At 55.2% G+C, this 14,919-nt stretch carries 14 protein-coding genes; 8 read left to right on the forward strand and 6 right to left on the reverse strand.

Annotated features, from left to right (window positions below; all coding sequences use genetic code 11):
* Nucleotides 1-8 precede the first annotated feature (8 nt).
* Genes AAZT04_RS06080 through puuD form a run of 4 tightly spaced genes read right to left on the reverse strand, consistent with a single transcriptional unit; the run spans nucleotide 9 to nucleotide 4,128 of the window.
* A complete protein-coding gene (locus AAZT04_RS06080; protein WP_434679288.1) occupies nucleotides 9-1,289 on the reverse strand; it encodes an NAD(P)/FAD-dependent oxidoreductase in 1,281 nt (426 codons plus the stop codon).
* An 11-nt stretch (nucleotides 1,290-1,300) separates the two neighbouring features.
* Nucleotides 1,301-2,797, reverse strand: a complete 1,497-nt coding sequence (gene puuC / locus AAZT04_RS06085; protein WP_434679290.1) for an aldehyde dehydrogenase PuuC — start codon at nucleotides 2,795-2,797, stop codon at nucleotides 1,301-1,303.
* 15 nt (nucleotides 2,798-2,812) lie between these two features.
* Entirely contained in the window at nucleotides 2,813-3,370 is a 558-nt protein-coding gene (gene puuR, locus AAZT04_RS06090; RefSeq protein ID WP_020826500.1) for an HTH-type transcriptional regulator PuuR, read from the reverse strand.
* On the reverse strand, nucleotides 3,367-4,128 hold the full coding sequence (gene puuD, locus AAZT04_RS06095) for a gamma-glutamyl-gamma-aminobutyrate hydrolase (RefSeq protein ID WP_041414480.1): 762 nt from the start codon (nucleotides 4,126-4,128) through the stop codon (nucleotides 3,367-3,369). Before puuD ends, puuR begins: the two co-directional genes overlap by 4 nt.
* Nucleotides 4,129-4,367: 239 nt before the next feature.
* Here puuD and AAZT04_RS06100 point away from each other — a divergent pair, with 239 nt between their 5' ends.
* The 6 genes from AAZT04_RS06100 to AAZT04_RS06125 all read left to right on the forward strand — a co-directional run bounded on the left by AAZT04_RS06100 (nucleotide 4,368) and on the right by AAZT04_RS06125 (nucleotide 11,351).
* Nucleotides 4,368-5,786, forward strand: coding sequence for a glutamine synthetase family protein (locus AAZT04_RS06100; RefSeq protein WP_020826502.1), 1,419 nt, complete (start codon nucleotides 4,368-4,370; stop codon nucleotides 5,784-5,786).
* A gap of 317 nt (nucleotides 5,787-6,103) precedes the next feature.
* Nucleotides 6,104-7,474 carry an APC family permease gene (locus AAZT04_RS06105; RefSeq protein WP_020826503.1) on the forward strand — a complete coding sequence of 457 codons (1,371 nt, stop codon included), beginning with the start codon at nucleotides 6,104-6,106 and terminating at the stop codon, nucleotides 7,472-7,474.
* 217 nt (nucleotides 7,475-7,691) lie between these two features.
* A complete protein-coding gene (gene yddG, locus AAZT04_RS06110) occupies nucleotides 7,692-8,585 on the forward strand; it encodes an aromatic amino acid DMT transporter YddG (protein ID WP_261279175.1) in 894 nt (297 codons plus the stop codon).
* A 73-nt stretch (nucleotides 8,586-8,658) separates the two neighbouring features.
* Complete coding sequence (locus AAZT04_RS06115) at nucleotides 8,659-8,931, forward strand: hypothetical protein (protein WP_046373794.1); 273 nt, start codon at nucleotides 8,659-8,661, stop codon at nucleotides 8,929-8,931.
* 208 nt (nucleotides 8,932-9,139) lie between these two features.
* Entirely contained in the window at nucleotides 9,140-10,012 is an 873-nt protein-coding gene (locus AAZT04_RS06120) for a glycosyl transferase (protein ID WP_434679295.1), read from the forward strand.
* Between the two features lie 463 nt (nucleotides 10,013-10,475).
* The gene (locus AAZT04_RS06125; RefSeq protein ID WP_041414482.1) at nucleotides 10,476-11,351 is read left to right on the forward strand and encodes a nucleoside-specific channel-forming protein Tsx; all 876 of its coding nucleotides are present in this window, start codon (nucleotides 10,476-10,478) and stop codon (nucleotides 11,349-11,351) included.
* Nucleotides 11,352-11,406: 55 nt separating this feature from the next.
* On the opposite strand, the gene AAZT04_RS06130 is transcribed toward AAZT04_RS06125, so the two are convergent.
* Nucleotides 11,407-11,586 (reverse strand): hypothetical protein, encoded by a 180-nt coding sequence (locus AAZT04_RS06130; protein ID WP_020826507.1) that lies wholly within the window; start codon nucleotides 11,584-11,586, stop codon nucleotides 11,407-11,409.
* A 461-nt stretch (nucleotides 11,587-12,047) separates the two neighbouring features.
* Here AAZT04_RS06130 and AAZT04_RS06135 point away from each other — a divergent pair, with 461 nt between their 5' ends.
* Both AAZT04_RS06135 and AAZT04_RS06140 read left to right on the forward strand, forming a co-directional pair.
* On the forward strand, nucleotides 12,048-12,521 hold the full coding sequence (locus tag AAZT04_RS06135; protein ID WP_048762640.1) for an anti-virulence regulator CigR family protein: 474 nt from the start codon (nucleotides 12,048-12,050) through the stop codon (nucleotides 12,519-12,521).
* Nucleotides 12,522-12,632: 111 nt separating this feature from the next.
* On the forward strand, nucleotides 12,633-13,163 hold the full coding sequence (locus tag AAZT04_RS06140) for a chorismate mutase (protein WP_048762641.1): 531 nt from the start codon (nucleotides 12,633-12,635) through the stop codon (nucleotides 13,161-13,163).
* 12 nt (nucleotides 13,164-13,175) lie between these two features.
* Here AAZT04_RS06140 and AAZT04_RS06145 read toward each other — a convergent pair whose 3' ends face one another.
* A complete protein-coding gene (locus AAZT04_RS06145) occupies nucleotides 13,176-14,711 on the reverse strand; it encodes a serine hydrolase domain-containing protein (RefSeq protein WP_349525542.1) in 1,536 nt (511 codons plus the stop codon).
* Between the last annotated feature and the right edge of the window lie 208 nt (nucleotides 14,712-14,919).

Here is a 14,919-nt window from a genome sequence, read left to right on the forward strand (position 1 = left end):
CGATAGCGTTACACCCCAATCCGATCCCGCAGCTGGTAGTAAGCTGCACCAATCGCGGTGAAAGGAATTTGCAGGTTGCGACCGCCGAAGAACGGCAGGTGCGGCAGCTTGGCAAACGCATCGAATCTTTCCGCATCGCCGCGCATCAGCTCGGCAATCAGTTTGCCCGCCAAATGAGTACAGGTCACCCCGTGGCCGCTGTAGCCCTGCATGTAATACACGTTATTTTCCAGCCGACCAAACTGCGGCATGCGCGACAGCGTCAGCAGGAAATTACCGGTCCAGCGATAGTCGAGACGCACGCCTTTGAGCTGCGGGAAAGTTTTCAGCAGCTTTGGCCGGATCAGATTGTCGATATCGTCCGGATCGCGGGCGCCATACACTACGCCGCCGCCGTACAACAGGCGGTTATCGCCGGTGATACGGTAATAATCCAGCAGGTAGTTACAGTCTTCGACGCAGTAATTCTGTGGGATCAGCGATCGCGCCACTTCCGGCGCCAGCGGTTCGGTAGCCACCACCTGGGTGCCACACGGCATGCTACGTTTCGCCAGCCGCGGTTCCAGCTTATCGCCCAGATAAGCGTTACCGGCGACAATCACATAACGCGCTGTCACCTGGCCGTTGGCGGTGCTGACGATGGCCGGTTCGCCATGACGGATGTGAGTGACCGCAGACTGTTCGAAGATCCGTCCACCCTGCAGGCGAATGGCTTCGGCTTCACCGAGCGCCAGATTCAGTGGGTGAATATGGCCGCCGCTGTGATCCAGCAGGGCGCCGACGTAGCGCTCGCTATCGACCTCCTGGCGGATACGCTCGGCGTCCAGCAATTCAAGCTGGGTATTGCCGTAGCGCTCCCAGTGCTGTTTTTGTTCGATCAACGCGTGATATTGCCGGTTGTTCAGCGCGGCGAAGATGCCGCCAGAGCGATAGTCACATTCGATGGCGTACCGTTGGATACGGCTGCGAATGATCTCTGCGCCTTCAAACATCATGCTGCCGAGCAGGCGGGCGCTTTCGGCGCCATAACGCTGTTCAATGACGTCGATATCGCGGCTGTAGGAGTTCACCAATTGCCCGCCGTTACGTCCGCTGGCACCGAAACCGATGCGGGCAGACTCCAACACCACCACGTTGTACCCCGCCTCTACCAGAAACAGCGCCGATGACAAACCGGTGTAGCCGCCGCCGACGATACAGACGTCGCATTCAATGGATTCATTCAGCTGCGGGTAGGGCGCGTGGTTGTTGGCCGAAGCCGCATAATAGCTTTTTACGTGTTCAGTCATGATCTCTGCCCTTATTCCAATGAAATCCAGGTGGTTTTCAGCTCGGTGAATTTGTCCAGTGCGTGCAGTGACTTGTCGCGGCCGTTACCGCTTTGCTTGTAGCCACCGAAAGGAACGGTCATGTCCCCGTCGTTGTAGTTATTGACGAACACCGTGCCGGCTTTTAGCTGACGCGCCAAACGATGGGCACGGGACAGGTCGCGGGTCCAGATTGCAGCCCCCAGGCCGTAGTCGCTGTCGTTAGCCAACTGCATGGCCTGCTGCTCGCCGCTAAACGAAGTGACCGCCAATACCGGGCCGAAGATTTCGTCGCGCGCCACGCTCATGGCGTTGTCTACCTGGGTGAGAATGGTTGGGCCGAGATAACCGCCGTGTTCACCTTGCGGATGATCGCGACCGTCGAGGAACAGCGCAGCGCCCTGAGTCAAACCCTGTTCGATATAGTCGGCCACTTTCTCGCAGTGGCCCTGATCAATCAGCGTGCCCATCACCGTCGCCGGATCGAGCGGATTGCCTGGTGCAAAGGCTGCTGCATGGCGGCGCAACGCCTGTAAAAATTCTTGCTGTATGCTCTCTTCCACCAACAGCCGAGTACCGGCGATGCACACTTGTCCCTGGTTATAAAAAATCCCGGCGGTGGCGCTTTGTGCGGCCTTATCCAGATCCGGGCAGTCGGCAAAGATGATATTGGCGCTTTTGCCGCCGGCTTCCAGCCAGACCCGTTTCATATTGGATTGGCCGGCATAGATCATCAGTTGTTTGGCAACCTGGGTTGAACCGGTGAAGGTCAGTGCGTCGACGTCGTTATGCAGCGCCAGCGCTTTACCGGCATCGTGACCATAACCGGGAACGATATTCAGCACGCCGTCCGGCAGCCCGGCCTGCTGCGCCAGTTGCCCCAGATAGACCGCGCTCAGTGGCGATTTCTCTGAAGGTTTGAGGATCACGCTGTTGCCGGTGGCCAACGCCGGGCCGAGCTTCCAGCAGGCGAGCAATAACGGGAAATTCCACGGCACTATGGCGCCGACCACGCCAATGGGTTCGCGTTCGATTAACGCCAGCGCATCGCTGCCGGTAGGGGCGATTTCGCCATAAACCTTATCGATCGCTTCGGCATACCAACGCAGGCAACGAATAGCACCGGGCACATCATCACGCAGGCTGTGTCGAATCGGTTTGCCGGTGTCCAGCGTTTCCAGCAGCGCCAGCTCTTCGTGGTGTTGTTCCATCAATGTCGCCAGCTTGAGCAGCGTCGCCTTGCGTTGCGACGGGGCCGCGCGCGACCAGTCGCCCCGCTCAAACACCTCGCGGGCGGCGCTGACCGCCAGGTCAATATCTACGCTGCTTCCCCGGGCCACCTGAGTCAGCTCTCGCTGACCGGCAGGATCCTCCACGGCAAAGGTTTCGCCTTCGGCCGCCTGCTGATAGCGGCCATTGATAAACAGTCGGTTCTCAATATTCAGGGCTTGCGCCCGGTGTTGCCAATACTGCAGGTGGTGGAAGTCCATACCTTGCTCCGTTGATCAGAATGTCGTCGGCGTATGGGCGCTGATAATCCGGCAAATCCGCGCCGACGTGTTGCTGAAACTGTGGGGAATGCCGGTGTTGATAGCGTAGCTCTGGCCGGCCAGCAGGGGATAAGCCTGCCCGTTGACCTGCAGCACGACTTCGCCTTCCAGCAGGGTGCCGATCTCTTCCCCCTGATGCTTGATGCGTTCACCGGTGGTGGTACCCGGCTCATAGGTTTCGATCATCATCGCCAGGGTGCGATTAGGATCGCCGTTGTGGATCAGTTTCATAGAAACCCCCTGGCTGCCAATCTCGATCAGATCCTGGTAGTCGATAACAATCCGTGGCTCGGCCGGCTTCTCCGGTTCGGCGAAAAATGCCGACAGGGACAGCCCGTACACCGTCAGCAGCTTTTGTAAGGTGCTGATGGCCGGACTGACCTTGTCCTGTTCGATGGTGCTGATGGCGCTGTGAGTTAACCCAGACAGTTCGGCCGCGCGGCGCTGCGATAATCCCAATTGCTGGCGGATTTGCGACAGACGTTTGCCCGGTGCCAAGCTGACATCGCTCATGGGCGTTTTTCCTTTTGATAGTTCCGGCAGGCGCTAATGAAACCTTCAAACAGCAGGCGTGACAGGGCATATTCCTCGCTGTTCCATTCCGGGTGCCATTGCACGCCCAGCGCAAAGGGCTGATCGCGCAGGCTGATGGCTTCTACCAACCCGTCGGCGGCGTGAGCTTCGATACGTACGCTGGATCCCAGCGTCTTCGCGCCCTGGCCATGCAGTGAGTTCACCCAGAATCTGTTGCAATCCGGTATCAGTTGCGAGAGTAGGCCCCCTTCCTGAACGATGACTTCGTGGGCAGGGGCATATTGCTGTTCGAGCGGCAGGTCGTGATCTTCACGGTGTTCCAGCAGTTCGGGCAGTTCATACAGCCGGCGGTGCAGGGTACCCTGGGTGGCGACCACCATTTCCTGCATGCCACGGCAAATGGCGAAAAGGGGAATGCGCCTGTCGAGCGAGTGGCGGATCAGCGCCAGGCTCAATTCGTCTCGCCCGGGATCGGCGTCAGGCTCATCGCCGTTTTCACCATAAAGGTGCGGCTGCACATTACTGGGGCTGCCTGGCAACAGAATGCCATCGAGTTGTGGCAGTAACTCTTCGAGCAGTTTCGGTTCTGCCAGCGCGTGTGGCAGGGCTATCGGCAACCCGCCCGCAGCGATAACGGCATTTAGGTACTTTTCTTGCAAGGTCTGAGTGAGGTGCCCGTTTAACCTATACCTGCACATCACTACGCCGACCACTGGTCTGTTAAATATATTGCCCATACTGTCCCCTTGGTATGTTCGAAATTATGAACGATAAGCTTCTCCACTGCCGTTTCCGTTCAATATTTTATAAATCTAGCAGTGAGATGGGCAATATTCAAACTAAAAGTAACACTTGCAAAACAATTTTGTTGCATCTATGTTTCATTGGTGGACATTATATTGAGCAAGATGGTCAAAAAACATCGACGGCAATAAGTGTGAGAACCACAGACAAAAACATACATGGCGGGTGAATCATGCAGACCAACATAGTAGAAGTGGAAAACTTTGTTCAGCACCACGAAGAAAAGCGAAGTAGCGCGTTCCAACGTGAAGTGAAGAAGTATCTGGAACGTTATCCATTAACTCAGCACGTTGACGTTCTGTTGACCGACCTTAACGGCAGCTTCCGCGGCAAACGGATACCGGTTGGCGGGCTGAGCAAACTGGAGAAGGGCTGTTACTTCCCGGCGTCGGTGTTTGCGATGGATATTCTTGGCAACGTGGTTGAAGAGGCCGGATTGGGGCAAGAGCTCGGTGAGCCGGACCACATCTGTGTACCGGTGTTGGGCACGCTAACGCCGTCGGCGGCGGATCCACAATATATCGGCCAGGTACTGCTCACCATGCTGGATGAAGATGGTACTCCCTTTGACGTTGAACCGCGCAATGTGCTGAACCGAGTGTGGCAGCGTTTGCGTCAGCGCGGGCTATCCCCCGTAGTAGCGGTAGAGTTGGAGTTCTATCTCATCGATCGTCAGCGTGATTCGGAAGGGTATCTGCAGCCGCCGTGTGCGCCGGGTACGCAGGAGCGTAACACCCAAAGCCAGGTCTATTCGGTAGACAACCTTAACAACTTTGCCGACGTGCTAAGTGAGATAGACGAACTGGCACGCCTGCAGGGGCTGCCGGCAGACGGTGCGGTGGCCGAAGCCTCGCCCGGTCAGTTTGAAGTCAATCTGCACCATACCGACAACGTGCTGCAGGCCTGCGACCATGCGCTGGCGTTGAAACGCCTGATCCGCATGGTGGCAGAAAAACACAACATGCAGGCTACCTTCATGGCCAAGCCGTATGAAGAGCACGCCGGCAGTGGCATGCACGTGCATATCAGCATGCTGGACCGCCAGGGCAACAATGTCCTCGCCGATGATGACGGCGAAGACTCTGCATTGTTGAAACAGGCTCTGGCGGGAATGATCGCCCTGATGCCTTCTTCTATTGCGCTGTTGGCGCCGAACGTTAACGCCTACCGCCGCTTCCAACCGGGCATGTACGTGCCGACTCAGGCATCCTGGGGCCATAACAACCGCACAGTGGCACTGCGTATCCCTTGCGGCGACCGCGATAGCCACCGCGTGGAATACCGTGTGGCCGGTGCCGATGCCAACCCTTATCTGGTGATGGCGACCATCCTGGCGGGCATCGTCTACGGGCTGGAAACACCGCTGCCGCTGCAAGAGCCGGTAACCGGCAACGGGCTGGAGCAGGACGGACTGCCATTCCCTATCCGCCAGAGCGATGCACTGTATGAATTCGAGCATCAGCCGGTGTTGAATGCGCTGCTGGGTGAAAGGTTCAGCCATGTTTATCTGGCCTGTAAAACGGATGAGCTGGTGCAGTTTGAGCGCCTGATCACCGATACCGAAATCGAGTGGATGCTGAAAAACGCCTGAACCCGCTCATCCTCGATGATACCGCGCGCGTCTGGCGCATTCCGCCGGCTATCCTGTGGCCTGCGAAGCTGCGCGCAGCGGTAAAGCATTTCTTCTACTTGGCGTACAGGACGCCGGCGAGGAAAGAACCATGACAGCCATAACTGTTCCATCAACCTGCGCGGGCGGTTGCCTGTGCCGCAGTAAATATGGGCCTTCAGCTGGCCGCGTTTTTTTGTCTTTGCATCGTCCCTTCCGCCGCCTGAGCAGCAGTTTCCCCGCGGCCTCTCTGAATGACGTTAAACGGTTACCAGCAGAGGACAAAGGGGGGAAACGCCATGGCGATTAATGCGATCGAGGTTAATGAGGCGGCCAAGCCGCAACTGCGTAAAAGCCTGAAGCTGTGGCAAGTGGTGATGATGGGGTTGGCTTACCTGACGCCCATGACGGTGTTTGACACCTTCGGCATTGTCTCCGGCCTGACCGACGGCCACGTCCCGGCCGCTTATCTGTTGGCGCTGGCCGGCGTGTTGTTTACCGCCATCAGCTACGGCAAGTTGGTTCGCAAGTTTCCGACCGCCGGTTCCGCCTATACCTATGCGCAAAAGGCCATTAACCCGCACGTCGGTTTTTTGGTGGGGTGGTCCTCGTTGCTCGACTACCTGTTCCTGCCGATGATCAACACCCTGTTGGCAAAGATTTATCTGACCGCGCTGTTCCCCGAGGTGCCGCCGTGGGTGTGGGTGGTAGGCTTTGTGATCATCATTACCGCCATCAACCTGAAAAGCGTCAATTTGGTGGCTAACTTTAACACCCTGTTTGTTTTGGCCCAGATAGCGATCATCGTGGTGTTTATCTTCCTGGTCGTGCGCGGCTTGCATAACGGTGAAGGACTGGGGACGGTGTGGAGTCTGCAACCCTTCATCAATGAGAATGCGCATTTGCTGCCGATTATCACCGGCGCCACTATTTTGTGCTTTTCGTTTCTCGGCTTCGACGCGGTCACCACCCTGTGTGAGGAAACGCCCGATGCCGCCAAGGTGATCCCGAAGGCCATCTTCCTGACTGCGCTGTACGGTGGGGTAATCTTCATCAGCGTTTCCTTCTTTATTCAGCTGTTCTTCCCGTCTATTCAGCGCTTCCATCAACCGGACGCGGCGCTACCGGAAATCGCGCTGTACGTGGGCGGCAAGCTGTTCCAGTCAATTTTCCTCTGTATTACCTTTATCAATACCCTGGCATCGGGGCTGGCCTCGCACGCCAGCGTTTCGCGACTGCTGTACGTGATGGGGCGCGACAACGTGTTTCCGGAAAAGTATTTCGGCTATATCCACCCGAAATGGCGCACCCCCTCATTGAACGTGTTGTTGGTTGGGCTGGTGGCGCTGTCGGCGCTGTCTTTCGATCTGGTCACCGCGACCGCGCTGATCAACTTCGGTGCGCTGGTGGCCTTCACCTTCGTTAACCTGTCGGTGATCAGCCATTTCTACATTCGCGAGGGGCGCAACAAAAGCTGGAAGGACCGATTTAACTACCTGTTCCTGCCGTTGGTGGGGGCGTTAACGGTTGGCGTGCTGTGGCTTAACCTGGAAAAAAGCTCGCTGACCATGGGGCTGATCTGGGCCGGGCTGGGTTTTGCCTACCTGGTATATCTCACCCGGCGTTTCCGTCAGCCGCCGCCGCAGTTTGAACGGCAGCCGCAGCAATAAGGCCAAGGCGGTTGATGAACCCATCCAGGGGTAAATCGGTAGGGGGGCGGCCATCTTCGCCCCGATTCAACTCATTGATTATGCAATAGGGCGCAGCATGCAGCGCGCCCACCAGGAAACGATAGGTACTCCGAGGCGGGCTTTCCCGCCTTTCTTTTTTTATCACCGGGCAGTAGAGTGAAAATCCTGATAAAAAATAACTGATTGGAACGCTTTCATGTCTTCTCTGCCCGCCCAATATAAAGCCACCTTGCTCGGTCTGTTGGCGATCCTGCTGTGGAGCAGCGTGGTTGGCCTGATACGCAGCGTCAGCGAAGGGCTGGGGCCGATTGGCGGGGCCGCAATGATCTACAGCGTCAGCGCGGTATTTTTGCTGTTGGCGCTGCGCATGCCGAATTTACGCCTGTTCCCACGCCCCTACCTGCTCCTCGGCAGCCTGCTGTTTGTCAGCTATGAAATCTGCCTGTCGTTGTCTTTGGGCTATGCCAATACCCGTCTGCAAGCGATTGAAGTGGGAATGATCAACTACTTGTGGCCCTGTTTCACCGTTCTGATGGCCCTGGTGTTTAATGGGCAAAAAGCCAAGTGGTGGCTGCTGCCGGGGCTGTTGCTGTCCTTGTTCGGCATTGGCTGGGTCATGAGCGGCGAGGGCGGCTGGTCGCCGGCGCAAATGCTGGAAAACGTGCGCAGCAATCCGCTGAGTTATTCGTTGGCTTTTGGCGGCGCGGTTATTTGGGCGCTGTATTGCAATCTGACCAAGAAAATTGCCCAGGGCCATAACGGCGTGGTGTTGTTCATTACGCTGACCGCCGTGGCACTGTGGTTGAAATATGCATTCAGCAGCGAAAGCGGTATGCAATTCACGTTGCCGGTAACCCTGACGTTGCTATGCGCGGGCATGGCAATGGGAGCAGGCTATGCGGCGTGGAACGTGGGTATATTGCGCGGCAATATGACGCTGTTGGCGACGGCGTCTTACTTTACTCCGGTGCTGTCGGCGGTGTTTGCCGCGCTGGTGCTGAATACTGCACTGACCGCCAATTTTTGGCAGGGTGTGGTGATGGTCACGGCAGGTTCGTTGATCTGTTGGCGGGCAACCCGAGGAAATTAACGGAAATTATCTGCCTGTCGCCCAATGTTGAACTAGAATTTAACTAGCGATTCTGCCTGAAGGAACATAAAAAATGAGAGACGATATTCAATTCATTCAGCAGCCAGTGATTGACGACGAACGTTTTATGCGCGGTGATACCGTGCGCCTGACCACCGCCAATTTACGTCACGAATACCAGCTTGATGTCAGTATTTTACGCCGGGAAGGCAAACTGATTTTTGGCTCGGTCATCGCCGCCGCACCTAAAGTGGATATCCCGCCCAAAGAGTGGGAGATAGCTCCGGGGCAGGAGGTGGTTTTCCGCCAGGAAAATATTGCCAAAGCACTGCCTTCGGTAAACTAAGTGCTTTCCACGAACTCTGTATAATTGCCCTCACACAGGGCTTTTTCTGAGAATTTTTTTATTATTCACTATAATCGACTGATAAATATGGATGTTGGTTATTTCTTATTCCGGCAAATGATAAAAATCTCATTTGCCATTAGAATGCTCCGAAAGTTGTTGGTAACATCATGGAAATGATGAAGCTCCAAATAGGGATATTATTGTTATGACTCACCCTGCGGATATCGCGCGCGTTTTTATCGGCTGCGACCCCAATGATTGCGATCTGGAACAGATGATGGTTCTGGAGTACAGCCTGCGTAAACATGCTTCGATACCCGTTCAAATCGTATGGATGCAGCTATCACGGGATCCTGCCAGCTTTTGGTTCTCGAATGGTGAGGGCGAAGGCTGGACGACCGAATGCTGGGCAACGCCTTTTTCCGCTTTTCGTTGGGGAATTCCCGCTTATTGTAATTTTCAGGGGCGTGCTTTCTATTCTGATGCTGACGTGCTTTATCTCAGTGATATCGCTGAAATTTGGCATCATCCGATGGAAGAGGGTACCGCCATACTGGCTGCGGGTACTGGCAAGGATTTACGTCTGGGTGAAATGCTGTGGGATTGTGAAGCGGCTGCACGTTTCTTGCCTTCACTCGAACAGTTGCGAGGCGATCGCCTGGGCCATAAAAAAATGCAACAATTTTTTGAGCAACACCCGGAGTTTGTTGCACCGCTGAAACCGGAGTACAGCAACTTAGATGGCGATGATCTGCCTGTGGAATCGCTGAAAGCGATACATTATTCAGATATGGGAAGCCAGTTCTCTCACCACTACTCATTGCCGCGGCTAAAAGCTGAAAATCGCCAGCACTGGTTTGATGGAAAAATTTATCGTCACTACCGCGACGATCTACGGGAACTGTTCGAGCAGTACTATCATGAAGCCTTGCAAGCCGGTTATACGCTGGAGCAGTATCGCAATGTGTTGCCGTACGGCCGCTTCAATAAACAGTCTCAGGAAAAATATGATGGCAATCCGATCACTCGTAAGAAAAAGCCATTCCTACAGCGCGTATTGAGAAGTCTTCTAGACTAGTCCCGCCTGCCTTATTGCCATCCCTTAATTAACCTGAATTTTCGATAGTCCGCTGGTGGGATGACAATCCGGCGGACAAACCCCTGCTGCAGCCAGCCGACCGCTGGGAAATCTATTTTCTGCATCCGCTTAGGTAACATCCCGATATCTTGCGTTTTGCCACAGTCATGAGAACGGTAATCAACTGGTTACAATTGGCACAAAAAATGCTTTAAAAATCACCGGGCATGACAAAAATCACAGCGATCGTGAATTTGCATGAAACATAATTTGACAAATGTGAACGCAATCGATTACCTATTCGCGAAATGCATAACTGGATCACAGATTCTTACACCCAGTGATTTCTATAATGCGCGCGTCGCCCGAGAGTTTGTAAGCAGAGGCAACGCCAGGTGTCGTCAGACTCATTGTCATCTTTTCTAACGGGCAGGAAATGGCCCTTTAAGCATGTGGTAATAAAATGAAAAAAATAGCTCTCGCAGCAGGTGTACTGCTCGCAGCGTCTTACAGTGCATCTTCAATGGCTGATAGCAAAGACAGCCAATACGTCTCGGATTGGTGGCACCAAAGCGTTAACGTGGTGGGCAGTTACCACACCCGTTTCGGACCTCAGTTGAACAACGATCTGTACCTGGAATATGAAGCCTTCGCCAAAAAAGATTGGTTCGACTTCTATGGCTACATCGACGTGCCTAAATTCTTCGGCGTGGGCAACACCCCTGACCGTGGTATCTGGGACAAAGGTTCTCCGATGTTTATGGAAATCGAGCCTCGCTTCTCCATCGACAAACTGACCGGCACCGATCTGAGCTTTGGCCCGTTCAAAGAGTGGTACTTCGCCAACAACTACATCTATGACCTGGGCCACAACGCCGACGGCCGTCAGAACACCTGGTATATGGGTCTGGGTACCGACATCGACACCGGCTTGCCAATGAGCCTGTCGATGAACATCTATGCCAAATACCAGTGGGAAAACTACCAGGCTGCCAACGAAAACAGCTGGGACGGTTACCGCTTCAAAGTGAAATACTTTGTGCCGTTGACCCAGGTGTGGGGCGGCAATCTGAGCTACATCGGTTTCACCAACTTTGACTTTGGTTCCGATCTGGGCAAAGACGACTTCACCGTGAACGGTCGTCAGGCGCGTACCAGCAACTCTATCGCTTCCAGCCATATTCTGGCGTTGAACTACGATCACTGGCACTACTCGTTCGTAGCCCGTTACTTCCATAACGGCGGCCAGTGGCAGGACGGCGTGGATATCGGCACTCCTCAGGGGCCAATCAAATCTACTGGCTGGGGTTACTACATCGTGGCCGGTTATAACTTCTGATTTTCCGTGGTATCAGAAACAGAAAACCCCGCTTTGGCGGGGTTTTTTTTCGTCATCACTGCGCTTGTTCACCGGGCAGATGCCGCACCGGCATAAATAATCGTCCTTTGATTACGTGGCATTCATTATCGATCCAATTGATGATTTGTTCACGGCTAACGCCTTCGGATTGCGCGTAGCGGTGAAGATCGCCATTAAAGTGCTGCGTGATGTATTCCATGAGGGTCATTTGCATGTCTTTTGCTCCTGAACGCCCACCCGTTGCCAACTGGCCACCGTGGGAGGTAAAGGTTTCTCAGACGCCGAATTTAAAGTATTGGCAACCAAATCTCAACAAAAAGCACTGTCGTGGTGCATGCAATGTCGATTCAGCTGCAAAAAAGAATCCCGCACGGAGAGGCGGGAAGGGTTCAGTATTATCACTTTGGATGATAAAAAGATGATTTGAGGTGCGACGAAAAAGAGCGGGCTAACTCTTTTTGTGACTTAGCCAAACTACTGCATGGCTTATTTCGCTGCAAGAAAAATCTTAGGCCGAAATTCGGTTTTTTCGAATAGTTTTGCGCTGGGATAATATTTTGTCATTTGGCCTGATGCCGATCTCTGTATGGCATCTAACTCTCAGAGTTTTCCTCATGCTTTGTGCGGAGAATTGCGCCTATAGTGAAGGTAATAACCCATGCAGGAAGTAACAAAATGAGCAAACATCGTACTACTTTCACCGTATTGGCGCTGATTGTTTCTCTGGGGCTGTCATCCGCACCGGCGCTGGCCGATAAAGGCGGCAACGGTAACGGCGGGGGTAACGGCCATGGTAACAGCGGCAATCATGGTAATAACGGCAACAATGGCAAGCATGGCAATAAAGCCAAAGATAACGATGGCGACCGCGGCTTGGTTTCCGTCAGTATTTCTCATGAGCGTGCACGTTCTCTGGCCTTGAACTACGGTCTGACCGGCTACCGTTCTTTGCCACCGGGGATCGCCAAAAATCTGGCGCGCGGCAAGCCTCTACCTCCGGGCATCGCCAAAAAAATGGTGCCATCCTCCATGCTGCACGATCTGCCTTATTATCCAGGCTATGAGTGGCGCATTGCCGGTAACGATCTGGTGCTGGTGGCGTTGAGTACCGCACTGGTTGCCTCGGTGATCAACGGCGTGTTTGATTGATTCCCGCTGACTCTGCTTTAAGGCCCCGCTTCGGTGGGGCTTTTTATTTGCCTGCAACGGGGGATCGTGGTGAACTCTTTTCCTGTAATTTTGGTGCATAAGGAAATTGTGATGTTCAGGATGTTATTGATTGCCTGCTGCCTGGTCAGTTTTTCCGCTTTGGCCAACGGAGGGACGGCACTGGGTGAACTGGTCAATCAGCGTCTGGGTTATATGAAAGACGTTGCTGGCTATAAGGCGCAGCAGCATTTGCCGATCGAGGATTTGGCGCAGGAGGCAAAGGTACTGGCAAGCACGCAGGCAGAGGCGGGGCGCTTAGGGCTGGATCCGCTTTCGGTTCGACCGTTTATCATCGCGCAAATGGACGCCGCCAAGGCGATTCAATACCGTTACCGCGCGGACTGGCTGGCGCAGCCGGAAAGCGGCTGGCAGCCACGGCCGTTGGAACAGGTGCGGCCGCAAATTGCCGAGCTCAGCAGCCGAATTTTGCAGCGACTGGCTCAGGAATTAAAAACCGGGGCGCTGACGGAGAGTGCGCGCAGTCATTTTATTCAGGCTATTGATCAGAACAACCTCAGTGAGGCCGACAAGCAGCGGCTGTTCACCGCCTTATTGGCCGTCAGGGCCGCCAAGGCGGGATGATCCCGGCGTCCGCTAATCGCGGTCGACGCTGCTGCGCTGGAAGGTCAGCACCCGGCTGCGATTGGCAATCAAATCTACGCTGTAGCCGCGGAAATAGAGGCAAAAGCGTTTCAACCACGGGCCGTCGCTGCTTTCTACCAGCATGCGGCCCTGGCCCAGCGAACTGATCTTCCCGGTTTGCGATGATGGGCCCACGCCAATGTGCACCCGATCGCCGCAGATCTCGAAGGCGGTGCGGTACTGCGGGTGGTACCACAAGCCCTGCACGTGCTTCAGACAATCGCGGTTTGGCGTGACGGGCAGAAAGCTGCGCGGCACGTGGCACACTTCACCTTCTACCGCTTCACCGGTCCATTTCAGCCGCATCGGCATATGAGCGGAAAGCGACACCGCATAGCCGTCATCGGCCTGATACAGCGCCTCTTCACTGCCCAGATAAGCGACGTTGCCGTCTTTCACTTCCAGCCAGTAAGGATCTGCCACCGTGGTGTAAATGCCATCAGGAATGGCGGTGCTGCGCTTAGGCAGGGCTTCACCCAGCAAGGCGGCCATCACCTGCAGTGCCATGTCGAAACTGTCGCAGTCCTCCCGGTTAGCCACCACAACGACACCGGATTGCCGGTCGGGTGACAGCAGGAAATAAGTTTTGTAGCCGGCATGCGAACCGCCGTGGCCCAGCAGACGGTGTTCGCCGAGCGGCGTTTGCGCCAGCCCCAGCCCGTAAGCGCTGACCTGCCCTTGGTTAAGATGGCGTGGGGCACTCAGTTGCGCCAGTACGCCACGGCCAGGGCCTTGATTGGCCAGCAGCGTTTGCAGCCAGCGAGTGAGGGCATTGGCGCTGCCGGTCAGGCTGCCGGAGGCGGAAAGGTGCAGACCGGCGCAGGCCAACTGCCAGCCCTGCTCGGAACGCCAGTAACCGGGGGCAAGCCCTGGTACCACGTCATACCAGCTTTCCGGTGCCCGCAGTTGCACCTGCAGCGGCTGGGCAATGTGCTGCTGAACCAGTTGGTCGAAGTCATAGCCTTTGGCCTGTAGGGCCGCTTCAACCAACCGGTAGCCAGTGTTGGTATAGGTGATTTCGCTGCCGGCCGGGTAGTTCAGACCCTCTAGTCCCTGCAGGAACTGCATGACCGGTTGCGCTTCGCTGCGGGTATGCACCGAAATGCCCAGCAGCCCCAGTGTTTCACGTACGTCAGGCAGCCCGCTGGTCATATCCAGCGCCTGGCCGACGGTTACATTTGCCAGCGGCTTTCGCAGCTCAGGCAGCAAGTCACCCAGGCGGTCATTCAGGCTCAGGGCCTGATCCGTAGCGTTGAGCGCCAGTGTGGCGAAAATATGTTTGGTGACGGAAGCGTAGCGCACCACGGTGTCTGCGTTAAAAGGGGTATTTTGCGCCATATCGGCTCGCCCGGCATAGGCAGTTGCGCGTACTTGTGCGGCATCGAACAGGGTAATAGCGCCACCGGGTTGGTTGTCGAACTGCCAATCAGCCAGCAGTCTATTGGCGACGGCCTGCGCGGCACGCCAGTTCAGCGGGATTTCGGACATAGAGGGCCTCCAGAGTATTTTTTATTTATTTGTGCCTTGATGGGCTTTTCGCCAGATTGTGGCGTACCGCGCAAACGGCGGGCCGCTGTTTTGTGCGCTGTTCCGACCAGATTCACTGATTTTCAGTCAAAATTGCGATGCAGTACGCAAATTGAAACGGAAGCAACAAGGAGGCAAATTGTGTGCCGCAACGTCAGGGCACTAAAGC

The organism is Serratia sp. Je.1.23.a (genome assembly GCF_051129805.1).
In the GTDB taxonomy this organism is placed as follows: domain Bacteria; phylum Pseudomonadota; class Gammaproteobacteria; order Enterobacterales; family Enterobacteriaceae; genus Serratia; species Serratia liquefaciens.

What these genes read in the sequence shown, in the direction of transcription:
- AAZT04_RS06100 (WP_020826502.1), top strand. Translation starts at nt 4,368, where the DNA reads ATGCAGACCAACATAGTAGAAGTGGAAAACTTTGTTCAGCACCACGAA.
- AAZT04_RS06130 (WP_020826507.1), bottom strand. Translation starts at nt 11,586, where the DNA reads ATGCAAATGACCCTCATGGAATACATCACGCAGCACTTTAATGGCGAT.
- AAZT04_RS06115 (WP_046373794.1), top strand. Translation starts at nt 8,659, where the DNA reads ATGAGAGACGATATTCAATTCATTCAGCAGCCAGTGATTGACGACGAA.
- yddG (WP_261279175.1), top strand. Translation starts at nt 7,692, where the DNA reads ATGTCTTCTCTGCCCGCCCAATATAAAGCCACCTTGCTCGGTCTGTTG.
- puuC (WP_434679290.1), bottom strand. Translation starts at nt 2,797, where the DNA reads ATGGACTTCCACCACCTGCAGTATTGGCAACACCGGGCGCAAGCCCTG.
- AAZT04_RS06080 (WP_434679288.1), bottom strand. Translation starts at nt 1,289, where the DNA reads ATGACTGAACACGTAAAAAGCTATTATGCGGCTTCGGCCAACAACCAC.
- AAZT04_RS06135 (WP_048762640.1), top strand. Translation starts at nt 12,048, where the DNA reads ATGAGCAAACATCGTACTACTTTCACCGTATTGGCGCTGATTGTTTCT.
- AAZT04_RS06125 (WP_041414482.1), top strand. Translation starts at nt 10,476, where the DNA reads ATGAAAAAAATAGCTCTCGCAGCAGGTGTACTGCTCGCAGCGTCTTAC.
- AAZT04_RS06105 (WP_020826503.1), top strand. Translation starts at nt 6,104, where the DNA reads ATGGCGATTAATGCGATCGAGGTTAATGAGGCGGCCAAGCCGCAACTG.
- AAZT04_RS06140 (WP_048762641.1), top strand. Translation starts at nt 12,633, where the DNA reads ATGTTCAGGATGTTATTGATTGCCTGCTGCCTGGTCAGTTTTTCCGCT.
- puuR (WP_020826500.1), bottom strand. Translation starts at nt 3,370, where the DNA reads ATGAGCGATGTCAGCTTGGCACCGGGCAAACGTCTGTCGCAAATCCGC.
- puuD (WP_041414480.1), bottom strand. Translation starts at nt 4,128, where the DNA reads ATGGGCAATATATTTAACAGACCAGTGGTCGGCGTAGTGATGTGCAGG.
- AAZT04_RS06120 (WP_434679295.1), top strand. Translation starts at nt 9,140, where the DNA reads ATGACTCACCCTGCGGATATCGCGCGCGTTTTTATCGGCTGCGACCCC.
- AAZT04_RS06145 (WP_349525542.1), bottom strand. Translation starts at nt 14,711, where the DNA reads ATGTCCGAAATCCCGCTGAACTGGCGTGCCGCGCAGGCCGTCGCCAAT.